Origin of the sequence: Paraburkholderia dioscoreae, assembly GCF_902459535.1 — a bacterium.
Lineage (GTDB): Bacteria > Pseudomonadota > Gammaproteobacteria > Burkholderiales > Burkholderiaceae > Paraburkholderia > Paraburkholderia dioscoreae.
This window is the reverse complement of sequence record NZ_LR699554.1, coordinates 1,628,796-1,652,434: the sequence shown is the minus strand read 5'-3', so window position 1 is coordinate 1,652,434 and position 23,639 is coordinate 1,628,796. Positions and strand designations below refer to the sequence as shown.

Sequence of the window (23,639 nt, the reverse complement as noted above, 5' to 3'; positions counted from 1 at the left end):
CTTCGCGATCGCGTTTACGATGTAGGGCGGCCTCAAGAGTCGACTTCATTCATTGCGCCGGCATCGAAGCGTCGCAACCCTCACGTGTCCTGCTTCACGGAATCGCGTGCGCCTGTCAAGCCTGCCGCCCGGCGAGCCACATCGAGCCGTTTGCGCAGCGAGGCTTCGGCGAGGTCGAGTTCAGCGACCAGACTGCGCAGCGATTCGTCGTTGATACGCTGTTCATGCCTTTCCGCGTAAAGCGCATTGCGTTCGACGTGCAGCGACTTCAGGCGCAATTCGAGTTCCACCACATAGCGATGACGGCGCTGGCGAACCACGTCGGGGGCTTCCGCAAGTGCCTCGGGTGTAGCGGGCGGCGCAGGATCCTCCAGCAGATCGATGCGTTTGCGATACTCCTGGGTCAGGCGCCCAGCCGATTCCTGATACTGCGCGAGCCATTGCGGATCGACGGATTCCGCCTGTTCCTTGCCGAGCACCATGCTGGCGATCGCGGCTTTACAGGCGGCGACCCGCGCACGGCGTTCCTCCCGGGCCGATGCCGGCTCGCCACCCGCCGGCATGCGCTTGAGAACCAGCGGCAGACCGATGGTCCCGACCACCAGCGTGAAGAGAATCGTGCCCGTCGCGAGGAAAATCAGCAGGTCGCGGGCCGGAAAAGGTGCGCCGTCGTTGAGCAGCAGTGGCAGCGAGAGAGCGCCGGCGAGCGTCACCGCGCCGCGGATGCCGGCCAGCGTGCTTGCAAGCGTCAGCAGGTACGAGGGCTTCTCGACCAGTTTCCCTTCCGCATGCGCGCGCCACAGGCTGCCCTGGACGCCGAGCGTCAGCCAGATCCAGCGCAGCAACAATAGCGCCGACGAGATGGCGACCGCGTAACCCGCGAGAATCCACCATTGATGGCCGGCTTCCCGCAACGGTGTCCCGATGATGGACGGTAACTGCAGGCCGAGAAGCAGGAAGATCGCGCCGTTGAAGGCGGATTCGACCATGGTCCATGTGCCTTCCGTCTGCATGCGTTCCGCCACGAACTCGCTGCGATCGAGATCGGCGAAATTCGTCATGACGCCGGCGGCCACGGCAGCCAGAATGCCCGAGACGCCGAGCCGATCGCCCACGATATAGGCTGCGAAAGGCAGCAGCACCAGCAGGAGCGCCATCTGGGTGGCGGCCACGTCGCCCAGGCGCCGCGTCACGGTGTCGCGTGCCACGGAGAAGCCCCAGCCGATGAGCGCTCCCGCGCCGATTCCGCCGAAGGCGATCCAGATGAAGTCCCGCGCGACATGGGTCCACGAGAACAAGCCGGTGAGCGTGGCCGCAATGGCGAACTTCAAAGCCACCAGGCCCGATGCGTCGTTCAATAGCGACTCGCCTTCCAGCACGCGCATGGTCTGCGAAGGCATGCCCAGATTGCGCGTGATCGCCGAGACGGCGACCGCGTCCGTGGGGGACACCACGGCGGCGAGCGCGAACGCAACTGTCAGCGGCATCTCCGGGATCAGCCAGTGGATCAGATAGCCCAGGCCGACCACGGTGAACAGGACGAGGCCGAATGCGAGCTTTAGTATGGGCTTGTAAAGCGCGAAGAATTCGCGCTTCGGAATACGCCAGCCATCGGCGAATAGCAGTGGCGGGATGAACAGGAGCAGGAACAGATCCGGGTCGAATACGATGTGCAGACCCTGACGAGGCCAGGATAGCGCGGCCCCGAGAAGAATCTGGATCAACGGCAGGGGAATGGTGCGGATGTAGCGGGAAGCGACGCCGGTAAGCGCCCCTAACATCAGTACCAGGAGTACGGTTTCAACGGTGTGCATCGGCAGACTTTAGCAAGAATGGACTTCGTCTGTTTTCTGGACGCCTTCACTGCGCACCGGGACGTGCTAACGCAATGGGTCAGTCATGATACGGTGAAAAACATGCAATCCTGATTCGCCGGATGCTCGGGAGCCTCGTTGAGCATACGGCGACGTGAGATTTGCGGGCCTGGTCAGACCTTGAAAACCGACCCCGTGCGGCCGAGGGTGACGGTGACGGTATGCGTTGCACCGTCGTCGATGAGCCGCACGTCTACATTACCGGGTTGCCGCTGAGCGCCGTCCACCAGCACGTCAATCACACCGCGGCTCACCCCGTGCGGGTTTCGCACGGCAATGTCATAGCGGCTCGCGCCGTAATGCAGAACGGCGGTGAAGCCGGGCCATGCTCCCGGCACACACGGCTGAATCGACAATACGTCGCCGTGTCTGCGAATTCCCAGAATGCCCTCCATACCCGCGCGATACATCCATCCGGCCGATCCCGTGTACCAGGTCCATCCGCCGCGACCCACGTGCGGCGCGACTGAATACACGTCGGCGGCGACTACATAAGGTTCGACCTTGTAGCGGTTCACGGCACTCCGGGTGCGGCCGCGATTCACCGGATTCAGCAGCGCGAATAGCTCCGCGGCCCGGTCGCCGTCGCCCATCTGCGCGAACGCCAGCACCGACCACATTGCAGCATGAGTATATTGGCCGCCATTTTCACGCACGCCCGGCGGATAACCTTTGATATAGCCCGGGTCGAGCACCGTGCGGTCGAAGGGCGGCGTGAACAGCAGCGCGAGGCTCTCGTCGCGGCGGATCAGGCGGCGGTCGAGTTCCGCCATCGCCTGTTCGGCCCGCCCGGGACCGGCCGCGCCCGACAGGACACTCCACGATTGCGCGATGGCGTCGATCGAGCATTCGTCGTTGCTGCTCGAACCGAGCGGCGTGCCGTCGTCGAAATAGCCGCGCCGATACCATGCGCCGTCCCAGCCCGCGTTTTCCAGCGCGATCTTCAGTTCGGCGGCGCGCCCGGTCCAGCGATCCGCCCGCGCGTCGTCGTTTCGCTCGCGCGCCAGCGGCGCGAAATTCGTCAACGCCGCGATCAGAAACCAGCCGAGCCAGACACTTTCGCCGCGCCCGGCTTCGCCCACGCGGTTCATGCCGTCGTTCCAGTCGCCCGTGCCCATCAACGGCAGGCCGTGGGCGCCGAACAGTTCGAGACTCTGGTCAAGCGCCAGCGCGCAGTGCTCGAACAGCGTCGCGCCGAGGTCCGACACCGTCGGCACGAAGTAGGCATCGTATTCGTCCTGGCCGAGTGTGCGTCCTTCGAGAAAGGGCACGTCGACATCGAGAATCGCGCGGTCTCCGCTCACGTCGACGTATTGCGCTACTGAGTAGGCCAGCCACGCACGGTCGTCGGAAATGTGCGTGCGCACGCCGTCGCCGCCTTGCGGCAGCCACCAGTGCTGCACGTCGCCCTCGCGGAATTGCCGTCCCGCCGCTCGCAGCAGGTGCTCGCGAGTCAACTCGGGACGGACGGCGGCGAGCGCCATGCCGTCCTGCAACTGATCGCGAAAGCCGTAAGCGCCGCTTGCCTGATAGAAGCCCGCGCGCGCCCAGATGCGACAGGCGAGCGTCTGATACAACAGCCAGCGGTTGAGCATCAGATCCATCTCACGGTCGGGCGTTTTCACCTGCACGGTGCCGAGCGTGTCGTTCCAGAACGCCGTTACGGTGGCGAGCACGGCGTCCAGATCCGCTGCGCGATAGCGCTCGATCAACTGGCGCGCGGCGTCGGCCGAGTCCGATTCGCCCAGCAGAAACACCACCGACATCGCCTCGCCGGGTTCGAGTTCGATCGTGGTGAGGAGTGCCGCGCACGGATCGAGGCCCGCACCGATCTTGCCCGACAGTGTCGCGTGGCCCGCGCTGCCGGAAAGGGCAGCGGGCTCGCTCAGGTTGCCATTGCGACCGACGAATTCACGCCGGTCCGCGCTCCACGACGTCTGCACGCCGTTCATATCGGCGAAGGCCACGCGGCCGCGATAGGTTTGCGACCAGTCGTTGCGCGCGAACAGCGCGCCGGTGGCCGCGTCGATTTCGCTGACGGTATGCGGCGCGGCGATGCTGCGCGACGGCCCCAGCGCCCATTCCACATAGGCCGTCACCGAAAGCCGTCGGGTTCTGCTGGATAGATTGCGCAAGGTCATCCGGGAGATTTTCAGCGGGTCATCGAGCGGCACGAATTGCAGCAGTTCGAGTGCGATATCGTGAGCGGTGTGCGTGAAGCGGCTGAAGCCCTGACCGTGACGGGCGATATACGGCGCCGCGGCGGGCGAGTTGTCGCGCAAAGGGTTCGCAAGCGGGCCAAATAGCGCACCCGTGTCGTCGTCGCGAACATAGAACGCTTCCGAAGCCGGGTCGCTGACCGGGTCATTCGACCATGCCGTCAACTGGTGCTCGCGGCTATTCGACGCCCATGTGTAGCCGCTGCCTTCCGCCGACACAAGAAAGCCGCAGTGACGATTGGCAATTACGTTGACCCACGGCATTGGCGTGCACTGGCCAGGCCCCAGCACGACGACGTACTCGCGGCCGTCATCGGCAAAACCGCCCAGACCGTTGAAATAGTCGAGCCCGGCTTCCACGCGAACGGTTTTTTCCGGAATCTGCGTGAGCGTCGGCTCAGGTGTGCGTTTCGGTCGCGGCAAGGCGCTCGTGGGCGGCCTCGCGACACGCTTTAACTGATCCGCCAGACGGCCATTGCGCGCCGCCAGTACCGCGCGGGCGACAACCGGAAACAGCGCGCGGGAATCGGCCGACATCAGGTCTGCGCGCAGTACGAAGATTTCGCCGCGCGCGGTGCCGTCGGGTGCGGACCGCTGCCCCGAACGCACCAGCGTTTCCAGTGCGGTCTGCAAATCCTGCACGTATGAAGCGGCGCGCTCGTTGATGATGACGAGATCGACCGCGAACCGTTTCATGCGCCAATAGGCATGCGCATGCACCAGTTGCTGCACCAGCGCCATGTGCTCGATATCGTCGATACGCACCAGCAGGATCGGCAAATCGCCCGATACGCCATGCTTCCACAGCGGGACGGCGCCCGTACCGCCGGCCGCCGACACTTGCGCCGCGCCGCGCAGCAAGGCGGCCGAGGCCGGTCGCATCGACGGGTCGCTGTATAGCATGTAGCTGGCCATGCGCTGGAACTGTACGGCCTCGTCCGCCGTCACGCCGTTATGGCGCAGTTGCACCTGCGCCTGAGTCCACGCCAGCATGGTCGCCCGCGCATACGACGCATCGTCGCGATGCTTGTCGACCAGGTCCAGCAAACGGGCGCGGGAGTCGGCCACGATGGTCCAGAACGCGACACTCGCGGTGGCGCCCGGCGCGATGGTCAGCCGCCGGCGTATCGTGAATGCGGCATCGAGCACGACGCCCGCTGAATTGCTCAATGGCCGCGCCTCGACCAGGCCGCGCGGCGAACGAACCTGCCGGCCGCGGCCGACAAAGCGCGCGCGATCGGTCTCGATCTCGACGGCGCCGAGCGCATGTCCGTCGATCACCGCGAGATGAGCGGCCCACACTTCCGGCTCGTCGGGCGCGCGACGGCGCCGGGTCGCGAGAATGACATTGATCTCGGGGAGATACTCGGTTTCGACGAACAGTTTGCTGAACGCCGGGTGAGCCTGGTCGGCGGCCTGGGTCGCCAGCGCGAGTTCCGCATACGACGTGAATTCGATGGTGCGTGCGTGCACGCCACCGTTGGCCACCGACACACGGCGCACCTCGGCGTCGTCTTCGGCGGAGACCATCACGTCGAGCGAGGTGGTCAGCGTGCCGTCGAGCCGGACGAACTCGGCGCGGTCTTCCGTGAACGTCACGTCGTAGCTATCCGGGCTCATGCCAGCGGGTTGCCATGTGGCCGACCAGAATTTGCCGCTGTCGGTATCACGCAAATAGACGTAGCTGCCCCAGTCGTCGCGGGTGGCGTCCTCGCGCCAGCGCGTGATCGCCAGCTCGCCCCAGCGGCTGTAACCAGATCCGGCGGCGGTCAGCATGACCGCATAGCGTCCGTTGCTCAACAGATGGGTCGCCGGCGTGGGCGTGTCCGCGGACCGCAGATGCCGCGCCACCGCCGGTTCGACACCGCGCGGACGGCCGGCGCCGCGCTCTTCGTCGACACGCGAATGGGCCACCGCGACCCGTCCCGGCATGCGCTCCTGGAGCAGCAGCTCGGTCGCCTGAACGGCCGGTTCCGCATGGAAAAACTGGCGGATGCGGCCCGCCAGCAGCGCATTGGCGATCGACACGATCGACATGCCCTGATGGTGCGCCATGAAGGCGCGCACGATGGCGACCGGCTGTCCCTCCGGTACACGGGCGGGCGTATAGTCCAGCGCCTCGTAAAAGCCGTAGCGTCCGTTCGCGCCTGCGGTAGCCAGCCGCTCGAAATTGCGGCTGGCGGCCGCCGGCGAAACCATCGCGGCCAACGCAGTCGCATACGGCGCGATCACGGCATTGTTGCCGAGGCCGCGCTTGAGCCCGAGGTCCGGAATGCCGAAGCTGGAATACTGGTAAGTGAATTCGAGGTCGCGCGCGTTATACGCCGATTCGGAGATGCCCCACGGCGAGCCTAGCGTCGAGCCATAGGCGATCTGCCGCCGCACCACCAGCGCGTTGGTCCGCGCGATCAGGCTGTTGGCCGGCGCGCACATGACGAGCGACGGCATCAGGTATTCGAACATGGAGCCGGACCACGACACCAGCGCGGCGCCGCCGGCAACCGGCGTCGCCACGCGTCCGAGCCGGAACCAGTGGCGCGCGGGAATATCGCCTTTCGCAATGGCGACGAAGCTCGCGAGCCGCGCCTCCGACGCCAGCAGATCGTAGCTGCTCGGATCGAGCTTGCCGTCGGCGACCGCGTAGCCGATCGACAGCAAATTGCGCAGGGGGTCGAGCAGAAAGCCGAACTCCATTGCGTAGGCCATCTGCAACGTGGCGTCGATCAGTCGCGCGAAGCGCTCGCGCAACGCAACCGCTCCTTCGGACGCGCACGCCAGATCCCGGCAATGACCGCGAAGCGTGCGCTCCAATGCGTCCGACCAGAACAGCGTGTCCTGGTCATGGCCGCCCTGGTTGGGTTGACCGGATACGGCCGGCTTGATTCCGACGAGCGCGCGCGCGGCGTTCGTCACCGTGGCGGCGAGTAGTACCACGGTCGGCCAGACCGGCCCGGCGCCCAATGTGCCGTTGGCGGGCGCTGCGGTTTTCACGCCGTCGAGTGCCGTTCGCAGCGCTGCCGCCGCCTGTTCGAACTCGCGAAGCGTCGCGGCTCGCAGCGGATCGGCGCGCCCGCCGCATACGCTTTCGCTCAGTAGCGCAAGGCAGTCGTCGATGCCGGCGAACGCAACGGCGCTCTGTGCATCTGCAGGCTGGGCCGACCACGCACGGCATGCATTGCCCAGTGCGATCAGATGGCCGGCAAGGTTGCCGCTGTCGACGGAGGAAACGTACTTCGGGTCGAGCGGCCGCAAATCCTGGGTGTCGTACCAGTTGTAGAAATGCCCGCGATAACGCGGCATACGCTCCATCGTGGCGAGCGTCGCCTCGAGGCGTTCGACGGCGTCGAGCGTGCCGATCCAGCCGAACTCGCGGGCGCTCACCGTCGCGAGCAGATAGAGCCCGAGATTGGTGGGCGAGGTTCGATGAGCGATGACCGGTCGCGGGTCTTCCTGGAAATTGTCCGGCGGCAGCATCTGGTCGGCGGCCGTGACGAAGGTTTCGAAATAGCGCCACGTACGGCGTGCATGGCGGCGCAGTTGTTGCGCGTCCGCGGCGCTGACGTCGAGGTCGCTGGCCGGGTGCGGCGCCAGACTCGACCAGTAGGCCAGCAACGGCGAGGCGAGCCACAACAGGACGAAAGGCAGGCCGACCCATGCGCCGAGGTTACCGGTTTGCGTCGCCACGAGCAGGATCGCCAGACCTGCCGCGAGGGCCAGCGCAATCCCGCCGGACATCCGCGTATAGGTACTGGGCAGCGTCAGACGTCCGCGCGCGCTTGCCTCGGCGGCGGTGGTCCATTCCAGCAGATGGCGGCGCGTAACCAGCAGGCGGAACAGCGTGCGTCCGATCGCGTCGCTCATGGACCAGGTTTGCTGCGCGACAAAAGCGATCGACATGGCGCAGCGCGCCAATGCAAGCCGCAGGTCCGCCAGCCACACACCGAGCAGGCTGCGCGCGGTCATTTTCACATGTGCCCGCTGCCAGCGCGGCACCAGTGCGCTCAGCGTGGGCAGTAGCACGGGCACGGCAATGGTTGCGAGCACGAAGCACGTCCAGAGCAGCGCGTCGCTGAACGGCAGGGTCCACCCGGCGAGTAATGCAATGAAGGCCGCCGGCGCTATCAGCGTTCGGCGCAGATTGTCCAGCATCTTCCAGCGGCCGGTCGCCAGCAACGCCCGCGCGGGGAGCCGCCGCACACTGACGAGCCACGGCAGCAACTGCCAGTCGCCGCGCGCCCAGCGATGCTGCCGCGCTTCGGAGACGTCGTAACGCGCGGGGAATTCTTCAACCACTTCGATATCCGAAGCGAGTCCCGCCCGTGCAAAGATGCCTTCGAACAGATCATGGCTGAGCATCGTGTTTTCCGGCACGCGGCCCGCGAGCGAAATCTCGAAGGCGTCGATATCGTAGATGCCCTTGCCCGCGTACGACCCTTCGTCGAACAGATCCTGATAGACATCCGAAACCGCCGCGACGTACGGATCGATTCCGCTCGGACTCGACGACACCCGCTGGAACAGCGAGCCTTCCGCGCCGACCGGCAGCGAAGGCGTCACGCGCGGCTGCAGCACGCCATAGCCTTCGGCGATGCGCTGACTCGCGGGATCGAATACAGGACGATTGAGCGGATGAGCCATCTTGCCGATCAGGCGGCGCACCGTGTCGCGCGGCAGGCGCGTGTCGGCATCGAGCGTGATGACATAGCGCACGTTCGGCGGCGTCGCGAGCGTCTGTCCGGGCGGCGCGATGAACGACGTGTCCGGCGCGCCGCGCAGCAGCCGGTTCAACTCGTGCAGCTTGCCGCGTTTGCGTTCCCAACCCATCCACCGGTCCTCTTCGGCGTTCCATAGCCGCCGCCGGTGCAGCAGCATGAAACGCTCGTGTCCGTCGGTGCCGGGATGCCGGCGATTAAGCCCGGCGATGCCCGCGGCGGCCGCGGCCAGCAGTGCGTCGTCGCCTTCGGCATGCGCATGCGGCGCGTCGGTCCAGTCGGAAAGAAGCACGTAATAAAGCTCGCCGCCCGCGCTCGCCAGGTGATGAATCTCGAGCCGCTCGATCTGCGCCGCCAACGCGTCGGGCGTGGTCAGCAAGGTCGGTACGGCCACCACGGTGCGCAGGCTTGCCGGGATACCGTCGCGTAACGCGAGCCCTGGCAGGACGATTGCTCCGACGTTGCGCATCACGCTGCGATTGACGATTGCCACCGCGAGATCCACGGCGGGCAGCAGGCCGGCGAGCGCGAGCCAGATCCATATGCCTGGATAGCGCATCGGGCCGCCGAGCCATGTGACCATGCCGGCCAGCAATAGCGCGGCCAGCAACAGGATGCGGCCGAGATAGCCGGCAAGCCCGGCGCGGCGGGTGAAGCGGTGCAGCCATACGGACACGGGCGGCCGGTAGCCGATCGACGCTTCGAGCGCGTCACGTCCGCCCGCCAGCAGGTGGTAGCCCGGATCAGCCTCGCGAGGTGGCGCCTCGCTCGCGAGACCGGCCGCATTGCGTGCGGCGCGATCTGCGGCGATCTGGGCGGCCGCGACGGCACGCCGCGCGATGTCGAGTTCGGTGAAACGCGAGCCGCGCGCCAGTACCTCGATCGAACCGCGATAGAGGTTGCGCGTCGCGAAGTCCATCTGCACGAAGACGGGATGCGTGCGCAATACCTCGTCGACGGGACTGATCCGTTCGAACAGTTCGGTCCAGTCGACATCCGAGATCAGGCGCATGCTCGTGATCACGTTGCGCACGGTCACGCTGGCCGCGCCCTGTTGCTGATGTACGTCGGCCACGATCCGGTCGGGCGTGGTGTGCTGCCCGGCAAGGCGTTCATGCAGCCACACGACGGCCGGCGTCACGTCGGGGTCGTGATCGTGCAGGCGCTGGATCAATTGCACCGCAAAGTTATCGCTCAACGCCGAGCCGCCGAATTGCGCGAACAGTGCGGTCGCCGGTTCCGGCGCACGCCCGCCCACGCCGAGCAGACGATCGGCCATTGCATCGGCATCGAGACGCGCAGTGCGGCCATGATCGATCTGGTCCGCGAGGCGCCGAAGGTTTTCGATCAGCACGATGCGCAACGTGATCGCCACGGCCCACAGTTCGCCGATCGTCAACGGCTGAACCGTCTGATAGGCGTGCACGAAGCGGCACAACTGGTCGGGATCGAAGCGGCTGTCGGTGTGGGCAACGAACGCCCACGCGAGGCCGAATACGCGCGGGTAGCCTGCGAACGGCCCGCCGCTGAGCTTGGGCAATTGCCGGTAATAGCTCGGCGGCAGATCGTCGCGGATTTTACCGATCTGTTCGTCGACCAGGTAGTAGTTGTCGAGCAGCCATTCCGCCGCCGGCGTGATGGCCTCGTCGTTGGCCGCGGCGGCGAGCGTCGCCTTGTACGCCTGCATCAGGTAGTGGGCGTTGTCCTTCAGGCGGCTGGTCAGCGAACGGCCGCGCGGTGCGCCGGGCGAAATATTCTGTGCATCGGCGAGGCTGCGCGCATGTTGAGCGAGCCGTTCCTCGCCGAATAGTTCTTCACGGATCGGTTCGTGACTATCCCACGGGGAAGGCAGGTCGCGATTCCCTGGACGGCGTGAAAAAACAGACATCGAGAAGCCTTATTTTGAGCGTGCGGATACGATCGGACCATCGCGTGCCGCTCATCGGACTGCCTTCGGCCTATAAACCGTAGCGCTCGCGCAAGCGGTCCTGTGTCTGCTGCCGGATCGAGCCGCGAGGATGCGCGGCAGGCTGGCGCTGATGAGTGGACCGATAGAACGCAATGCCGAACATCAGCGCCATTGCGATCACGATGCCCCAGATTGCATTTGTCATAGTTCTCTCCCCGTCGAAGTCGGCCGCGACACGCGTGTCACCCGAAGTGTCGTCCGAAGCGTGATACGAGGTTTCGGCGACGATGCGAAGTGAGTGGGGGCGTACGCGGATAGTGCGGTCAAATGGAGGCGGGCGTCTGTACGCTGTCGTACCGCATTCCGGCGCGCCTGCGCTTACCCTCGCAAACGGCGCTGCTGCAGGCCGCGCGAAAAGGCGCTGATCGGCTGTCAGGCATCGCTGCCGGACGCCGCCAGCGCGTTGTCGACCATGGTCTGCGCTTCGCCGACAATGCGCGCCAGGTGGTCATCGCCAAGAAAACTCTCGGCGTAAATCTTGTAGATATTCTCGGTACCCGACGGTCGCGCAGCGAACCAGCCGCTCTTCGTACTCACCTTGATGCCGCCCAGCGGCGCCTGGTTGGCCGGTGCGCGGTCGAGCACGGAATCGATTTTTTCGCCGGCAAGCTCGGTCTGAGCGAACTGCGACGGCGACAATTGCCCGAGCAGCGCGCGTTGGGACGCACTCGCCGCTGCCTGCACGCGACGCTCGCGCGGCTCACCGAGGCATTCGGCGAGTGCACGGTAATGCTCCGCGACATCGCGGCCGGTGCGCGTTGCGATCTCCGCCGATAGCAGCGCGGGCACCATGCCGTCCTTGTCGGTCGTCCAGGCGCGGCCGTCGAGCCTCAGACAGGTCGCGCCCGCGCTTTCCTCGCCGGCAAAACCGAGCGAGCCGTCGAGCAGGCCGCCCACGAACCATTTGAAACCCACCGGCACTTCGTAGAGCGCGCGGCCATGCTTTGCCGCCACATGGTCGATCAGCCGGCTGCTGACCATTGTCTTGCCGATGGCGGCATGCGCGGGCCAATCCGGACGGTGCGCGCACAGATAGTCGATCATGACCGCGAGATAGTGATTCGGCGGCAATAGCCCGGCCGTGGGCGTGACGATGCCATGCCGGTCGTGATCGGTATCGCATGCAAACGCGGTATCGAAGCGATCCGCCTTGCCGATCAACGTCTGCATCGCATACGGCGACGACGGGTCCATGCGTATCTGCCCGTCCCAATCCGCGCTCATGAAGCGGAAAGTCGGATCGACGTCGTCGTCTATCACCGTGAGGTTCAGGCGATAGCGTTCCGCGATTGCGGCCCAATAGTGCACGCCTGCGCCGCCCAGCGGATCGACGCCGAGGCGGATTGGCGCACCGCGCAGCACGCTCATGTCGATGACGCTGTCGAGATCGGCGACGTAGATTCTGAGGAAGTCGTGATAGTGAGTGGTCGATGCACGCAGCGCCTTTGCGAGCGGCATGCGCACGACGCCGTCGAGCCGGTTCTCGAGCAGGCTGTTCGCCGCGGCTTCGATCCAGCCTGTCACCGTTTCGTCCGCGGGTCCGCCGTTGGGCGGGTTGTATTTGAAGCCGCCGTCACCCGGCGGATTGTGCGAAGGCGTGATGACGATACCGTCCGCCAGCCCTGACGAACGACCGCGGTTGTATGTCAGGATGGCATGCGACACGACCGGGGTGGGCGTATATTCGCCACCCGGCGCGATCATGACCTCCACGCCGTTGGCCGCCAGCACTTCGAGCGCACTGGTCGAGGCCGGCTCCGACAATGCATGTGTGTCGATACCGAGAAACAGCGGTCCGTCGATTCCCTGTGATTTCCGGTATCGGCAGATAGCTTGTGTAATCGCGAGCACATGCCACTCGTTGAAGCTGCGCTGGAACGAAGATCCGCGGTGTCCCGAAGTACCGAATTTAACGCGTTCGGCGGCGAGCGACGGGTCGGGCGTCCCGGTGTAATAGCTCGTGACGAGGCGCGGCACGTTGACCAGCATCGCCGGTGGGAGCGGCTTGCCGGCAAGAGAACTGATATTCATCGCGGTATCACCCTGATCGGCAAAGTCGAGACGCTTCGGAAAAGTTCGGTCCCGCGAAATTTGCGCCATCTGTCAGCGAAGAAGCCGCTCAAAACCGCAAAGGAAACCTCGACGCAGCGCGCACGCCGCGCGGAAAACTCGCCATGACGGGAACCGGGCGAGCCCTGGCTGCGTTCATGAACTCATTGAAGGCAAGGCCTGTCACGAAGAGCATGAAGTAAAACAAAGGGAAAACCGCATTCATGGAAGTGCCTCATCCGGATATTGATTTCGTCGCGGAAGTCCGTCAAGGATTGACGTTCCCGACGCATGTCAGAAAAGTTCGCGTAGACAGAACCATCGCATATGCACCACACGTTGCGCGCGACCGGCACGGAAGTCGGTACGGTGGCGTACCGCGGACGGTCCGCTCCCAAGGGCAGGGCGCTCGCCCACCAGCCTGCGATTCGCCTATGATGCCGGGATGTCGGGTAACAGCCGGTCGCATTCACGCTTCACGACGCCGTAGCATTCGCACACGCGTTTTTCGAGTCCTGCCCGATCCAGCACCTCGATATGCCCATAGCTGTAACGGATCAGCCCCGCGTCCTGCAGCTTGACCGCCGCTTCTGTGACGCCGGCCCGGCGTACGCCCAGCATGTTGGCGATCAGTTCCTGCGTCATGTTCAACTCGTTCGACGGCAGACGGTCGAGGCTGAGCAGCAGCCACCGGCACAGCTGCTGGTCGATCGAGTGGTGCCGGTTGCAAACCACGGTCTGGGCCATCTGCGTGATCAATGCCTGGGTGTAGCGCAGCAGCAGTCGCTGCACGGGGCCGGCGCGATGGAATTCCTCTTTCAGAAAACGGGCCTCCAGCCGGTACGCGCGCCCCGCGCTTTGTACGACCGCCCGGTTCGGCATGGTTTCGCCACCCATGAAAAGCGCAATGCCAACCAACCCTTCGTTGCCCACGATCGCAATCTCCGCGGACGCGCCGTCCTTCATCACATAGAGCAGCGAGACGATAGCGGTCGACGGAAAATAAACGTGATCGAGCCGGTCGCCCGACTCATACACGACCTGCCCCAACGCCAGATCTACCGGCACCAGGTGAGGGGCGAGGCGCGTCCACTCTGCCTGGGGCAACACCGCGAGAAGGTGATTGCTGCTCCGATGGTCTTCCTTCAACATTAAGGCATCCCCTGCGCAGGGCCTCGCGGCCACATCGCTTTTTCCGACCTGTTCATGTTGGTGATCCACGGCACAAAGCAGCCGAAGCATGCAACATGGTGCGTCGCGGGAATGGCGGCGGGTTTGACTTGCGTCAAGCCCGTTTTTTTCATGCGCCGGCCTTGTAAAAGCGTCCTGGCACGACGCCCGCGTGCCTGACTTTCTTCCAGCCGCCAGCCGTAACCGGCTACACTGACGCTTCAGCAGTCTAAAGCGACGTGTCATGAATGATGCCAATAATATTTCTCCGACACTTGGGGCTGCTACTGTTCCACGCATCGTCGCCATCGGCGCATCAGCCGGCGCTCTTCATGCGTTGAGCCTGTTTTTTCGTGCGGCGTCTACCATCCCTCACGATATTGCCTTCGCCATCGTGGTCCACCTCGCGCCCGGCGCCGAAAGCCACCTTCCGGAACTGCTGGCCAAAGACACCTCTCTGACCGTATCGGCCATCGAGGACGGCGTCACGCTGCGCGCGGGCCATGTCTATGTTATCCCGCCGAAAGTATCCGTCGTGATCGAGCAGGCCATGTTCAGGCTGCGGCCCGCGGTCGAGCGTCCCACCATTCCGATGCCGATCGACGAGTTCTTCACTTCGCTGGCTGCGGACCAACACGATCGCGCGATCGGGATCGTGCTCACGGGCGCGAACGCGGACGGTTCGGCAGGCCTGAGAGCCATCAAGGCCGCAGGCGGAATGGTGATGGCGCAGGCGCCCGATACGGCCGAACACGATTCGATGCCGGCGCATGCGGTCGCGACGGGACTGGTCGACTACGTGCTGCCGATCGAAAAAATGCCCGCTGTGCTGTTCGATTACATCGCGCGCTCCAGCGAGGGAATGTTGCCGGTGTCCGGCAAATCCGGGGCAATGGTCGACCTGGAGCCGGTGCTCAGGGCACTGGCCGCAGCCGGCTCCGATTTCAGGGGCTACAAACGGGGGACGCTCGAGCGCCGTATTGCCCGGCGCATGACGGTCAATCAGGTGGACAGCCTCGACGCGTATTGCGCAGTATTGAGAACCTCGGTCGAGGAAGCCCAGGCGCTGAGTCTTGACATGATGATCGGCGTGACGGAATTCTTTCGCGATCCGGAGGCTTGGCGTGCTCTTGCTGAACGCGTCCTCGGCCCGCTTCTCGACGAGCCGGGAGGCGATCAGCCCCTGCGGGTCTGGGTGCCCGGATGCGCGACGGGGGAAGAGGCCTATTCGATGGGCATGCTGCTCACGGAGCAGATCGAGAAACGTAAGCTCACCCGGTCATTCATGATTCTCGCGTCCGACGTGAACCGGGTAGCCCTCGCGCGTGCCCGCCAGGGAATCTATCCACCGGGTGTCGCGTTGCCTGTTGGTGAAGAACGGCTCGAGCGCTTTTTTCGCCCACACGGCAATGATTATCAGATCGACCAGGCGCTGCGCGAAACGATCCTGTTCACACCGCAGAACCTGATTGCCGATCCACCGTTTTCCCGGGTCGACCTGATCAGCTGCCGCAATCTGCTGATCTACCTCGAACCCGAGGCGCAGCAGCGCGTGTTCGAGGTGTTTCATTTTGCGCTCAACCCGAAGCGCTATCTGTTTCTGGGCCGATCGGAAAGTACCGATCCGGACTCCGGCCAGTTTCAGGAAGTCTCCAGGGCCTGGCGCATCTACCAGCGCAGTCCGGTCACCACCGCGGTCGTGTCCGGCTACCGGTTCTCCGCACCAGGGGGAAGGCGGGAGGAGTTCCCCTCCGCGAGTCGTGGCGGCAACCGTAGCAAGGGCTACGCGGAACTGGTCAACAACACGCTGCTCGAAGAGCACCACGCGGCATCAGTGCTGATCAATGCCGCGCACCAGGTGCTCTATGCGAGCGGTTCGACCGACGAGTACCTCAGACAACCCACTGGCGAGCCGACAGGCAACATTCTCGACATGGCGCGCGAAGGGCTGCGTCTGAAGCTGAGGATCGTGTTGCGCCGCGCGACCCAGGACGAGGCCGCCGCGCCGGTCAGTGAAGTCGTATCGGACGGTGGCGCGCCCGCGGTGAGGATCACGGTGACCCGGCCATTCGACACGGCGCACACGGGCAAGGCATTGCTCGTCATCTTCGCGCGGGCTCCGGTGGCCGAGCGGCCTGCCTCGCTGGCGCCAACCGGTGTGGACTCCGATCTCTGGCACTTGGAGAGCGAACTTCGCACCACGCAAGTCGAGCTTGGCAGCACGATCGAGGAACTGGAAGAAAGCAATAGCGAATTGCGGGTGTCGAACGAAGAAATCCTTTCAATGAACGAGGAACTGCGCTCGGCCAACGAGGAGCTCGAGACATCGAAAGAAGAACTGCAGGCGCTCAACGAGCAGTTGAATCTGGTCAACTCCCAACTCGGGCAGAAGGTCCGCCAGTTGGAGGTGCTCAGCGAAGACGTGACGAACCTTCTGGCCAGCACTGAAATCGCCACGTTGCTGCTCGACCGGCACGCGGTGATCAAACGTTTTACTCCGAGTGCGGCGCGGATCTTCGGTCTGGCGTTAGCCGACATTGACCGCCCGATCACGAATGTTCTCGGCAATCCGCTGGGCGACGCCCTGCTGGAGGATGTCCAGCGGGTAGTGTCGGCGCAGACCGGCCAGGCCGAAAAGGAAATCCAGACGTTGACGGGAGAGTGGTACGTTCGACGTATCACGCCGTATATCGCGGTTCAGGGAACACCGCCCGCGGGGGTGGTGGTGACGTGGAACGACATTACCCATGTGAAGGCCTCCGACGAACGGTCCCGGCGCCTCGCCGCGGTCGTCCAGGATTCGAACGACGCCATGACGGTGTTCGATCTGAGTGGCCGCCTGATTGCCTGGAACCGGGCCGCGACCGCGATTTACGGCTATACGGAGGCCGAAGCTTTATGCATGACGGTGTCCGATATGCTGCCGCCGGGCGCCAGACAGGATCACCTCGATTTCATCCGCTACGCCGAGCACAACGAGGCGCTGCATTCCTATGAAACCCAGCGGGTCACTAAAAGCGGTCGCGTGCTCGACATCTGGATCACTCTGTCGATTCTCTCGGACGATCAGGGTCACGCCGTGGCTATTGCCACGACCGAGCGCGAACTCACCGATCGCAGTCTGAGTAACACCCAGCTTCGGGAGCGCGCCGAACGTCTGGCACAGGCCGACCGGCGCAAGAACGAATTCCTGGCCATGCTTGGCCACGAACTGCGCAATCCGCTTGCCGCGCTGTGTTCAGCCGGCGACCTGCTCGCCTCGGAAACCGTCGATGTGCGCCAGAAAGCCTGGGCTGTCGGCGTCATACAGCGGCAAGGTCGGGCAATGACCCAACTGGTCAACGAAATGCTGGATCTCACGCGCATTACGAGCGGCAGCATCAAGCTGAATCGCCAGGCAGTGACGCTGGAAACGGTCGTCCAGAGCGCGCTCGAGGTTTGCCGGCCGATTGTCGAAGAACGGCATCACACCTTGTCGGTTGCGCTGCCGGAAGAGCCGGTGCTGATGTATGTCGACCCCACGAGGCTATCGCAGGTCATTGAGAACATCGTGATCAACGCGGCCAAGTACACGGAGCCTGGCGGGAAAATCGATCTCACCGCGACAAAAAACGGCCGTCGGCTTTCGCTTCGAGTCAAGGATAACGGCGCGGGGATCGCCCCTTCGATGCTCAACACGCTTTTTGACATGTTCGTCCAGGGTCCGTTGCCCTACGGCCAGCTTCATAACGGGCTCGGGGTAGGCCTGTCCGTGGTCCGGCGGCTGGTCGAGTTGCATGGCGGGTCGGTCGAGGCTGTCAGTGACGGCAAGACAGGCAGCGAGTTCATCGTCGATCTTCCGCTGGGCTTGATCCCGCCCGGCCCGGACCAGGCCGGTTCACCGCAGAATCCGGTCAAGGCGCTCCCCCGCAGGATCCTCATCATCGACGATAACGCCGACGCCAGCGAGGCGCTGGCCATGATTCTGGCGAGCGAAGGGCACGTGGTGGCGACACGGCTGGATGGCCAGCAGGGGCTCGAAGCCTCCGCCACTTTCAGGCCGGACGTCGTGCTCCTCGATATTGGATTGCCCGGAATGGACGGCTATGAGGTCGCGCAGAAATTACGCGGGTCTGCCGCGACGCGAGACACGCTGTTGATAGCCGTCACCGGCTACGGGCAGCCGGGCGACCAACTCAGATCCGCAGCGGCGGGATTTGATCACCACCTGGTCAAGCCGGTGGATATCGAGGCGTTGAAAGGTCTGCTCGCTGCGAAAATGAAACCCCGGGATGCGTAAATAAGAAGAGTCACGCAGCACTCCGCCTTGCGTGACCCCGGTGCGGGCCATCGCACACGACGACTTCGGAACACGCGTCGCCACGGACTGGTGCTGGGCGTGGCCTCGCATGCCTGAAAGCGTGCGAGAATTAGCGCGACTTCATCCTCGCAGGCAAGCAGACTGCGGAGATGAACGAACGGCGTGGATTTTTTGCACATGAACTGCGCAATCTGCCGGGCGCGGCAACGCTCGCGTTCACCGCCGTGAAAGCCGGAAATCTGGACCCGCGATGTGAAGGACAATTGCGGAGGGCTTGCGCCGGGCGACGCGCAAAGGATGTTTCCGCCTTAATTTGCCTCGCTATTCCATGACCGACGCATGAGAGCGCGAAGTCCCACCTGTTCGCCCTCAAAGCTCACGCCGCCGCGGGCAATGCCGCAATTTTCCCACTCAACGCTTTCAGACCGAAGGTGGCAACGAACGTCAACACCGCGCACGCGACCATGAAATAGCCGGGCGCCGCGAGATTGCCCGTGCGCGCGATCAACCATGTGCCGATCAGCGGCGCGGTGCCGCTGAAAATGGTAAAGCTCAGGTTGAACGCGAGCGCAACGCCGCTAAAGCGCACGCGCGTGGGAAACATATCCGCGATGATGCACGCAAAGGTGCCGTTGATCAGCGCCGCGCCCAAGCCGCCGAGCAGCATCAGCACGATCAGATCCATCCGGTGGCTGACCGCGGCGTGATAGAACGGCATTGTCAGCACGATCAGCAGCAGCGCGCCCGCGCGCATCAGATGACGGCGCGGCATGCTGTCGCCGATCCGACCGATGATCAGGATGCCGATCGATGCGGTGGCGAGCGCCACGTTCTGCCCGAGCGCGACCTCGTGCGGATCATAGTGCAGCACCTTGTCCAGATACGCAGGCATATGCGCGAACAGCAGACCGTTGTAGCCCGCTGTCGCGGCTGTCGTCAGAATGCCGAGCAATACCGGCCGCCAGTGCTCCTGCATCAGTTCGGCAAATGGATGCTTCGAGGCGATATGCTTCATATGCGCGAATTCCGGCGTCTCTTCGAGCTTGCGACGCAGCCAGAAACCGAGCAGCCCGATCACGCCGCCGAAGATAAACGCGAAGCGCCAGCCGTAAGCAGCGACGTCGTCCGGTGTCAGCACCGCGTGCACGCCGAGGTTCACCGCTGCGGCGAGCAGCACACCCGAGTTCACGCAGAAGAACACGATCCCGCAGACGAACCCCGCGCGACGCGGCACGGTTTCGACCACATAGGTGATCGAGCCGGGCAACTCGCCGCCCAAACAGAAGCCTTGCACCAACCGCAGCAGGATCATCGTGAAGGTCGCGGCGAGGCCCCAACTGGCGTAGGTCGGCACGAGCCCCATGCCGATCGTCGATAGCGATACGACGATCACCGAGACGATGAACACGCGGCGCCGCCCATAGCGATCGCCGAACCAGCTGAGCACCGCGCCGCCGAGCGGCCGGGACAGATAGCCGATTGCGAACACCGCGAACGACAGCACCAGCGCCATCATCGGATCGAGCATCGAAAAAAACGCGCGGCCGATGAATTGCGCGAACACGCCGTAGACAACGAAGTCGTAAAACTCCAGCGCGCCGCCGAGACTCGCCAGAATGATCAGCCGCCACTGGCTGCGGGTCAGGCTGTCGAACGACGCATCGCGCGCGTTCGCCGATTCGAGGTTTTGCATCATGTCTCCTGGCGCATGGCTTATCTGTCGTTCCGGCGCGTCCGCCATGCAGCGACGGCCGGTGTTCTTGCAAAATCGGGCTACGTTAGCTCATTCGACATCGGCCATGTGCATTTCGACCGTCACGATCTGCGAGATATCGGCGTCGCCGAGACCCTGCGCGACCGCCTCGCTCAACCAGCGCCGCACCAGCGACGCGACCGGCATCGCCGCACCGCTTTCTCGCGCGAGCGACTCGACCGCATCGAGGTCTTTGAGCATCGTGCGAATCGTGCCGGACGCGTGCGCGGGTGGCGCGATCATGCGCGGCATCAGCGTTTGCAGCAGCACGGAATCCGCCCAGCCGCCTTCGAGCGCCGCGGGAATCCGCGTCGCGTCGATCCCCGCGTGGCGTGCCAGCCGCGTCGCTTCGGCAAGCGCGGCAATGGTCGTCATCACGATGGTCTGGTTGGCGAGTTTGGTGGACTGCCCCGCACCGCTGTCGCCCATGCGCGTGACGCGCGCGGCGTACGCGCGTAGGACCGGCGTCAGCGTGTCGATCAGCGCCGCGTCGCCGCCCGCCATGATCGCAAGCGTGCCTGCCGCCGCGCCGGCCGTACCGCCCGACACCGGGGCGTCGATCCATCTGCCGCCGGTTCGCTCGTGCCAGCGTTGTGCGAACAATCGGGTTTGCGACGGCGCGAGGGTCGAATGATCGACCAGTGTGGTGCCTGGGCGCGCCAGGCGCGTGAGGCCGTCGGCACCGAACGCGACCGTTTCGACCGCCGCCGCATCCGCGAGACAGAGCATGACGATTTCGGCGCCGGCAGCGAGGTTCGCCGGCGAATCGCACGCAATGCAATTTCCCGCCGATGCCTGCAATGCCTCGGCCTTGTCGCCGGAACGATTCCATACCCGCAGCGGATGACCGGCATTGGCGAGACGTTGCGCCATCGGCGCGCCCATCTTGCCGAGTCCGCAAAAGCCGAGAAGGGCGCGCGTCATTCGGCGGCTCCGTCGTCGCCGGGCGTCGGCGCATCGTACGGCCATTCGACATTGCCCGAATGCGTGACCGCGCCGAGATGCGCGGGCCGCACCAGTGCTTCGTATTTTTCGAGCACGCCGGCGAGCCTGCGCGGCGGGCGCGCGGGCGCGCCGGCGCGGCGCCGGGCGAGTTCGTCGTCGGACAGATCGACGCGCAGAATGCCTTCGCGCGCGTCGATATGCACGCGATCACCGTTGCGCAACAGGCCGATCGGTCCGCCGGCTGCCGCCTCCGGCCCCACGTAGCCGATGCACATGCCGCGTGTCGCGCCCGAGAAACGGCCGTCGGTCAACAGCGCCACTTTTTCGCCCATGCCCTGACCGTAGATTGCCGCCGTGACGCTCAACATTTCGCGCATGCCGGGACCGCCTTTCGGGCCTTCGTTGCGGATCACCAATACGTCGCCCTCGCGATAATCGCCCGCCGCGACCACCGCCATGCAATCCTCTTCGCACTCGAAAATTCGCACCGCGCCCGTGAACGTCAGCGACTTCAATCCGGCGATCTTCAGGCATGCGCCGTCCGGCGCGAGATTGCCACGCAGGATCACGAGGCCGCCGTTCTCGCCGAGCGGTTCGCTGCACGGACGCACCACCGTACCGTCCGGTCCGTCGTACGCATTCAGTGCCTCGGCCAGCGTGCCGCCGCCGAGCGCGGGTGCGTCGCCATGCAGAAAACCGCCTTCCAGCAGCGCATTCAGCACGGCCGGCACGCCGCCCGCATGGTGCAGATCCTGTGCGAGATAGCGGCCGCCCGGTTGCAGATCGCCGATCAGCGGAATCTTCGCGAACACGCGCTGCACGTCGTCCAGCGTGAAACGGATGCCGGCTTCGTTCGCGATTGCCGGAATATGCAGCGCGGCGTTGGTCGAACCGCCGGTTGCCGCGACCGCCGCGCAGGCGTTTTCGAGGCTTTCCAGCGTGACGAGGTCGCGCGGCAACGGGCCGCCCTGTTTGAGGATGCGCATCACCGTTTCGCCCGCGCGACGCGCAATCGCAATCCGTTCGCTGTAGACGGCCGGCACCATCGCGGAGCCGAGCGGCGCGAGGCCGAGCGTTTCCGCGACCATCGCCATCGTATTCGCGGTGAACTGGCCGGGACACGAGCCGGCGGTCGGCGTGCATTGCTTTTCGATCGCGTCGAGTTGCGCGCGGCTAATGTCGCCGCGCTGCGCGGTGCCGACCGCTTCGATCGTGCTGAGAATCGTCGCCTGGCGGCGCAGGCCGTGACCTGCACCGCCGGGCAGTTGGCCGGGCGCGACGCCGGGCAGCATCGCGCCGCCGAACAGGAACACGCCGGGCACGTTGACGCGCACCATGCCCATCAGGATGCCGGGCAAGGTCTTGTCGCAACCGGCGACGCCGATCAACGCATCGTAGCTGTGCGCGCGCACGAACAGTTCGACGCTGTCCGCCACCACTTCGCGCGACACGAGGCTCATCCTCATGCCCGAATGATTCATCGACGTGCCGTCCGACACCGAGATCGCCGAACCGCGGATCGGCACGCCGCCGCCCGCGGCAATGCCGAGCCGCGCGTTGTCGGAGACCTGGTTCAGCGACATCGAACACGGCGTGTTCTCGCCGAACGTATCGACGATCGCGACGAACGGCTTTTGCATCGATTCGTCGTCGAGACCGGTGGCGCGCAGGAACGCGCGATGCGGCGCCCGCGTGACGCCGTCGGTCACCCTGCGCGAGCGATGTTTGTGCAGATTGGTCATGTGGGAAAGTCCGTTTTCTTTTGAAACTCATGCAGTGCCGCGGCGATGGTTTGGTCCACCGCGCGCGCCGTTGACTGCCGCTCAGCCGCCGCTCAGTCGTCGTTCAGCCGCCGTTCAGCAGCAAGCCGTTTTCCGCGGCGATCACCTGGCCGGTCATTGCCGGTGCCTGCGTCGACAGAAACCACGCGAGGTCGGCGACTTCGGCCGGCATCGACACCCGTTTGAGCGGCGCCTGTGCGGTCATTCTGGCGAGCACGCCGTCATAGGCTTGCGGGTCGAGCACGTGCAGCAGCAGCCCGTCGTCGACCATGCCGGGCGCGATCGCGTTGACGCGGACATGCGGCGCGAGACTGCGCGCGAGCGAGAGCGTCAGCGTATTCACCGCGCCCTTCGACGCCGCATATGCAATCGACGACCCGGTGCCGTTCAGGCCCGCCAGCGACGAAATATTGACCACGCTGGTACTGCGTTTCACCGTCGACATACCGGCCGATTCGCGCAGCAGCGGCACGGCTGCGCGGGTCATCTGATACAGCCCGATCAGGTTCACGCGGTACACGCGTTCGAACTCGACATCGTCGATTTCGTCGAAGGCGTTGTGCGCAATCACGCGGGTCGTGCCCGCGCAATTGATCAGCGCGTCGACGCGTTGCCAGCGGCTCGCCACGGTATCCATCGCGCGGCGGCAGTGCGCGTCGTTGCCGACATCCGCGTCGAATATCAGCGTGTGCGCGCCGGCGTCCCGGCAGGCCGCTTCGACTGCCAGCGCGGCTTCGCGCGTGCTGTCGTCGAAATTGCCTAGCGCCACCGACCAGCCCGCCTGCGCGAAGCGCAGCGCGGTCGCCGCGCCGATACCCGAAGCCGAGCCCGTCACCACGCAGACGGGGCTGCTCGATTGCGTCATAT

General features: G+C 64.9%; 10 protein-coding genes. 1 reads left to right on the top strand and 9 read right to left on the bottom strand.

The features are described from left to right. Positions 1-80: 80 nt before the first annotated feature. From PDMSB3_RS27555 to PDMSB3_RS27535, 5 genes are all read right to left on the bottom strand, one after another. Complete coding sequence (locus PDMSB3_RS27555; RefSeq protein ID WP_007177189.1) at positions 81-1,814, bottom strand: Na+/H+ antiporter; 1,734 nt, start codon at positions 1,812-1,814, stop codon at positions 81-83. Positions 1,815-1,987: 173 nt separating this feature from the next. Further along, positions 1,988-10,693, bottom strand: a complete 8,706-nt coding sequence (locus PDMSB3_RS27550; RefSeq protein ID WP_165188357.1) for a GH36-type glycosyl hydrolase domain-containing protein — start codon at positions 10,691-10,693, stop codon at positions 1,988-1,990. Positions 10,694-10,763: 70 nt separating this feature from the next. After that, a complete protein-coding gene (locus PDMSB3_RS27545; RefSeq protein WP_007177187.1) occupies positions 10,764-10,919 on the bottom strand; it encodes a hypothetical protein in 156 nt (51 codons plus the stop codon). Positions 10,920-11,146: 227 nt separating this feature from the next. Next, entirely contained in the window at positions 11,147-12,805 is a 1,659-nt protein-coding gene (gene pgm, locus PDMSB3_RS27540; protein WP_007177186.1) for a phosphoglucomutase (alpha-D-glucose-1,6-bisphosphate-dependent), read from the bottom strand. 450 nt (positions 12,806-13,255) lie between these two features. Then, on the bottom strand, positions 13,256-13,975 hold the full coding sequence (locus tag PDMSB3_RS27535; protein ID WP_007177184.1) for a Crp/Fnr family transcriptional regulator: 720 nt from the start codon (positions 13,973-13,975) through the stop codon (positions 13,256-13,258). 262 nt (positions 13,976-14,237) lie between these two features. On the opposite strand from PDMSB3_RS27535, the gene PDMSB3_RS27530 reads away from it, so the two are divergent. Continuing rightward, positions 14,238-18,272: a chemotaxis protein CheB gene (locus PDMSB3_RS27530; RefSeq protein ID WP_165188355.1), complete on the top strand. Its 4,035-nt coding sequence runs from the start codon at positions 14,238-14,240 to the stop codon at positions 18,270-18,272. A 397-nt stretch (positions 18,273-18,669) separates the two neighbouring features. Here PDMSB3_RS27530 and PDMSB3_RS27525 read toward each other — a convergent pair whose 3' ends face one another. From PDMSB3_RS27525 to PDMSB3_RS27510, 4 genes are all read right to left on the bottom strand, one after another. After that, on the bottom strand, positions 18,670-19,986 hold the full coding sequence (locus tag PDMSB3_RS27525; RefSeq protein ID WP_007177181.1) for an MFS transporter: 1,317 nt from the start codon (positions 19,984-19,986) through the stop codon (positions 18,670-18,672). Between the two features lie 90 nt (positions 19,987-20,076). Beyond that, on the bottom strand, positions 20,077-20,970 hold the full coding sequence (locus tag PDMSB3_RS27520; protein ID WP_007177180.1) for an NAD(P)-dependent oxidoreductase: 894 nt from the start codon (positions 20,968-20,970) through the stop codon (positions 20,077-20,079). Next, positions 20,967-22,733 carry a dihydroxy-acid dehydratase gene (ilvD, locus tag PDMSB3_RS27515; RefSeq protein WP_165188353.1) on the bottom strand — a complete coding sequence of 589 codons (1,767 nt, stop codon included), beginning with the start codon at positions 22,731-22,733 and terminating at the stop codon, positions 20,967-20,969. Before ilvD ends, PDMSB3_RS27520 begins: the two co-directional genes overlap by 4 nt. Positions 22,734-22,836: 103 nt before the next feature. Continuing rightward, complete coding sequence (locus PDMSB3_RS27510; RefSeq protein ID WP_165188351.1) at positions 22,837-23,637, bottom strand: SDR family NAD(P)-dependent oxidoreductase; 801 nt, start codon at positions 23,635-23,637, stop codon at positions 22,837-22,839. Between the last annotated feature and the right edge of the window lie 2 nt (positions 23,638-23,639).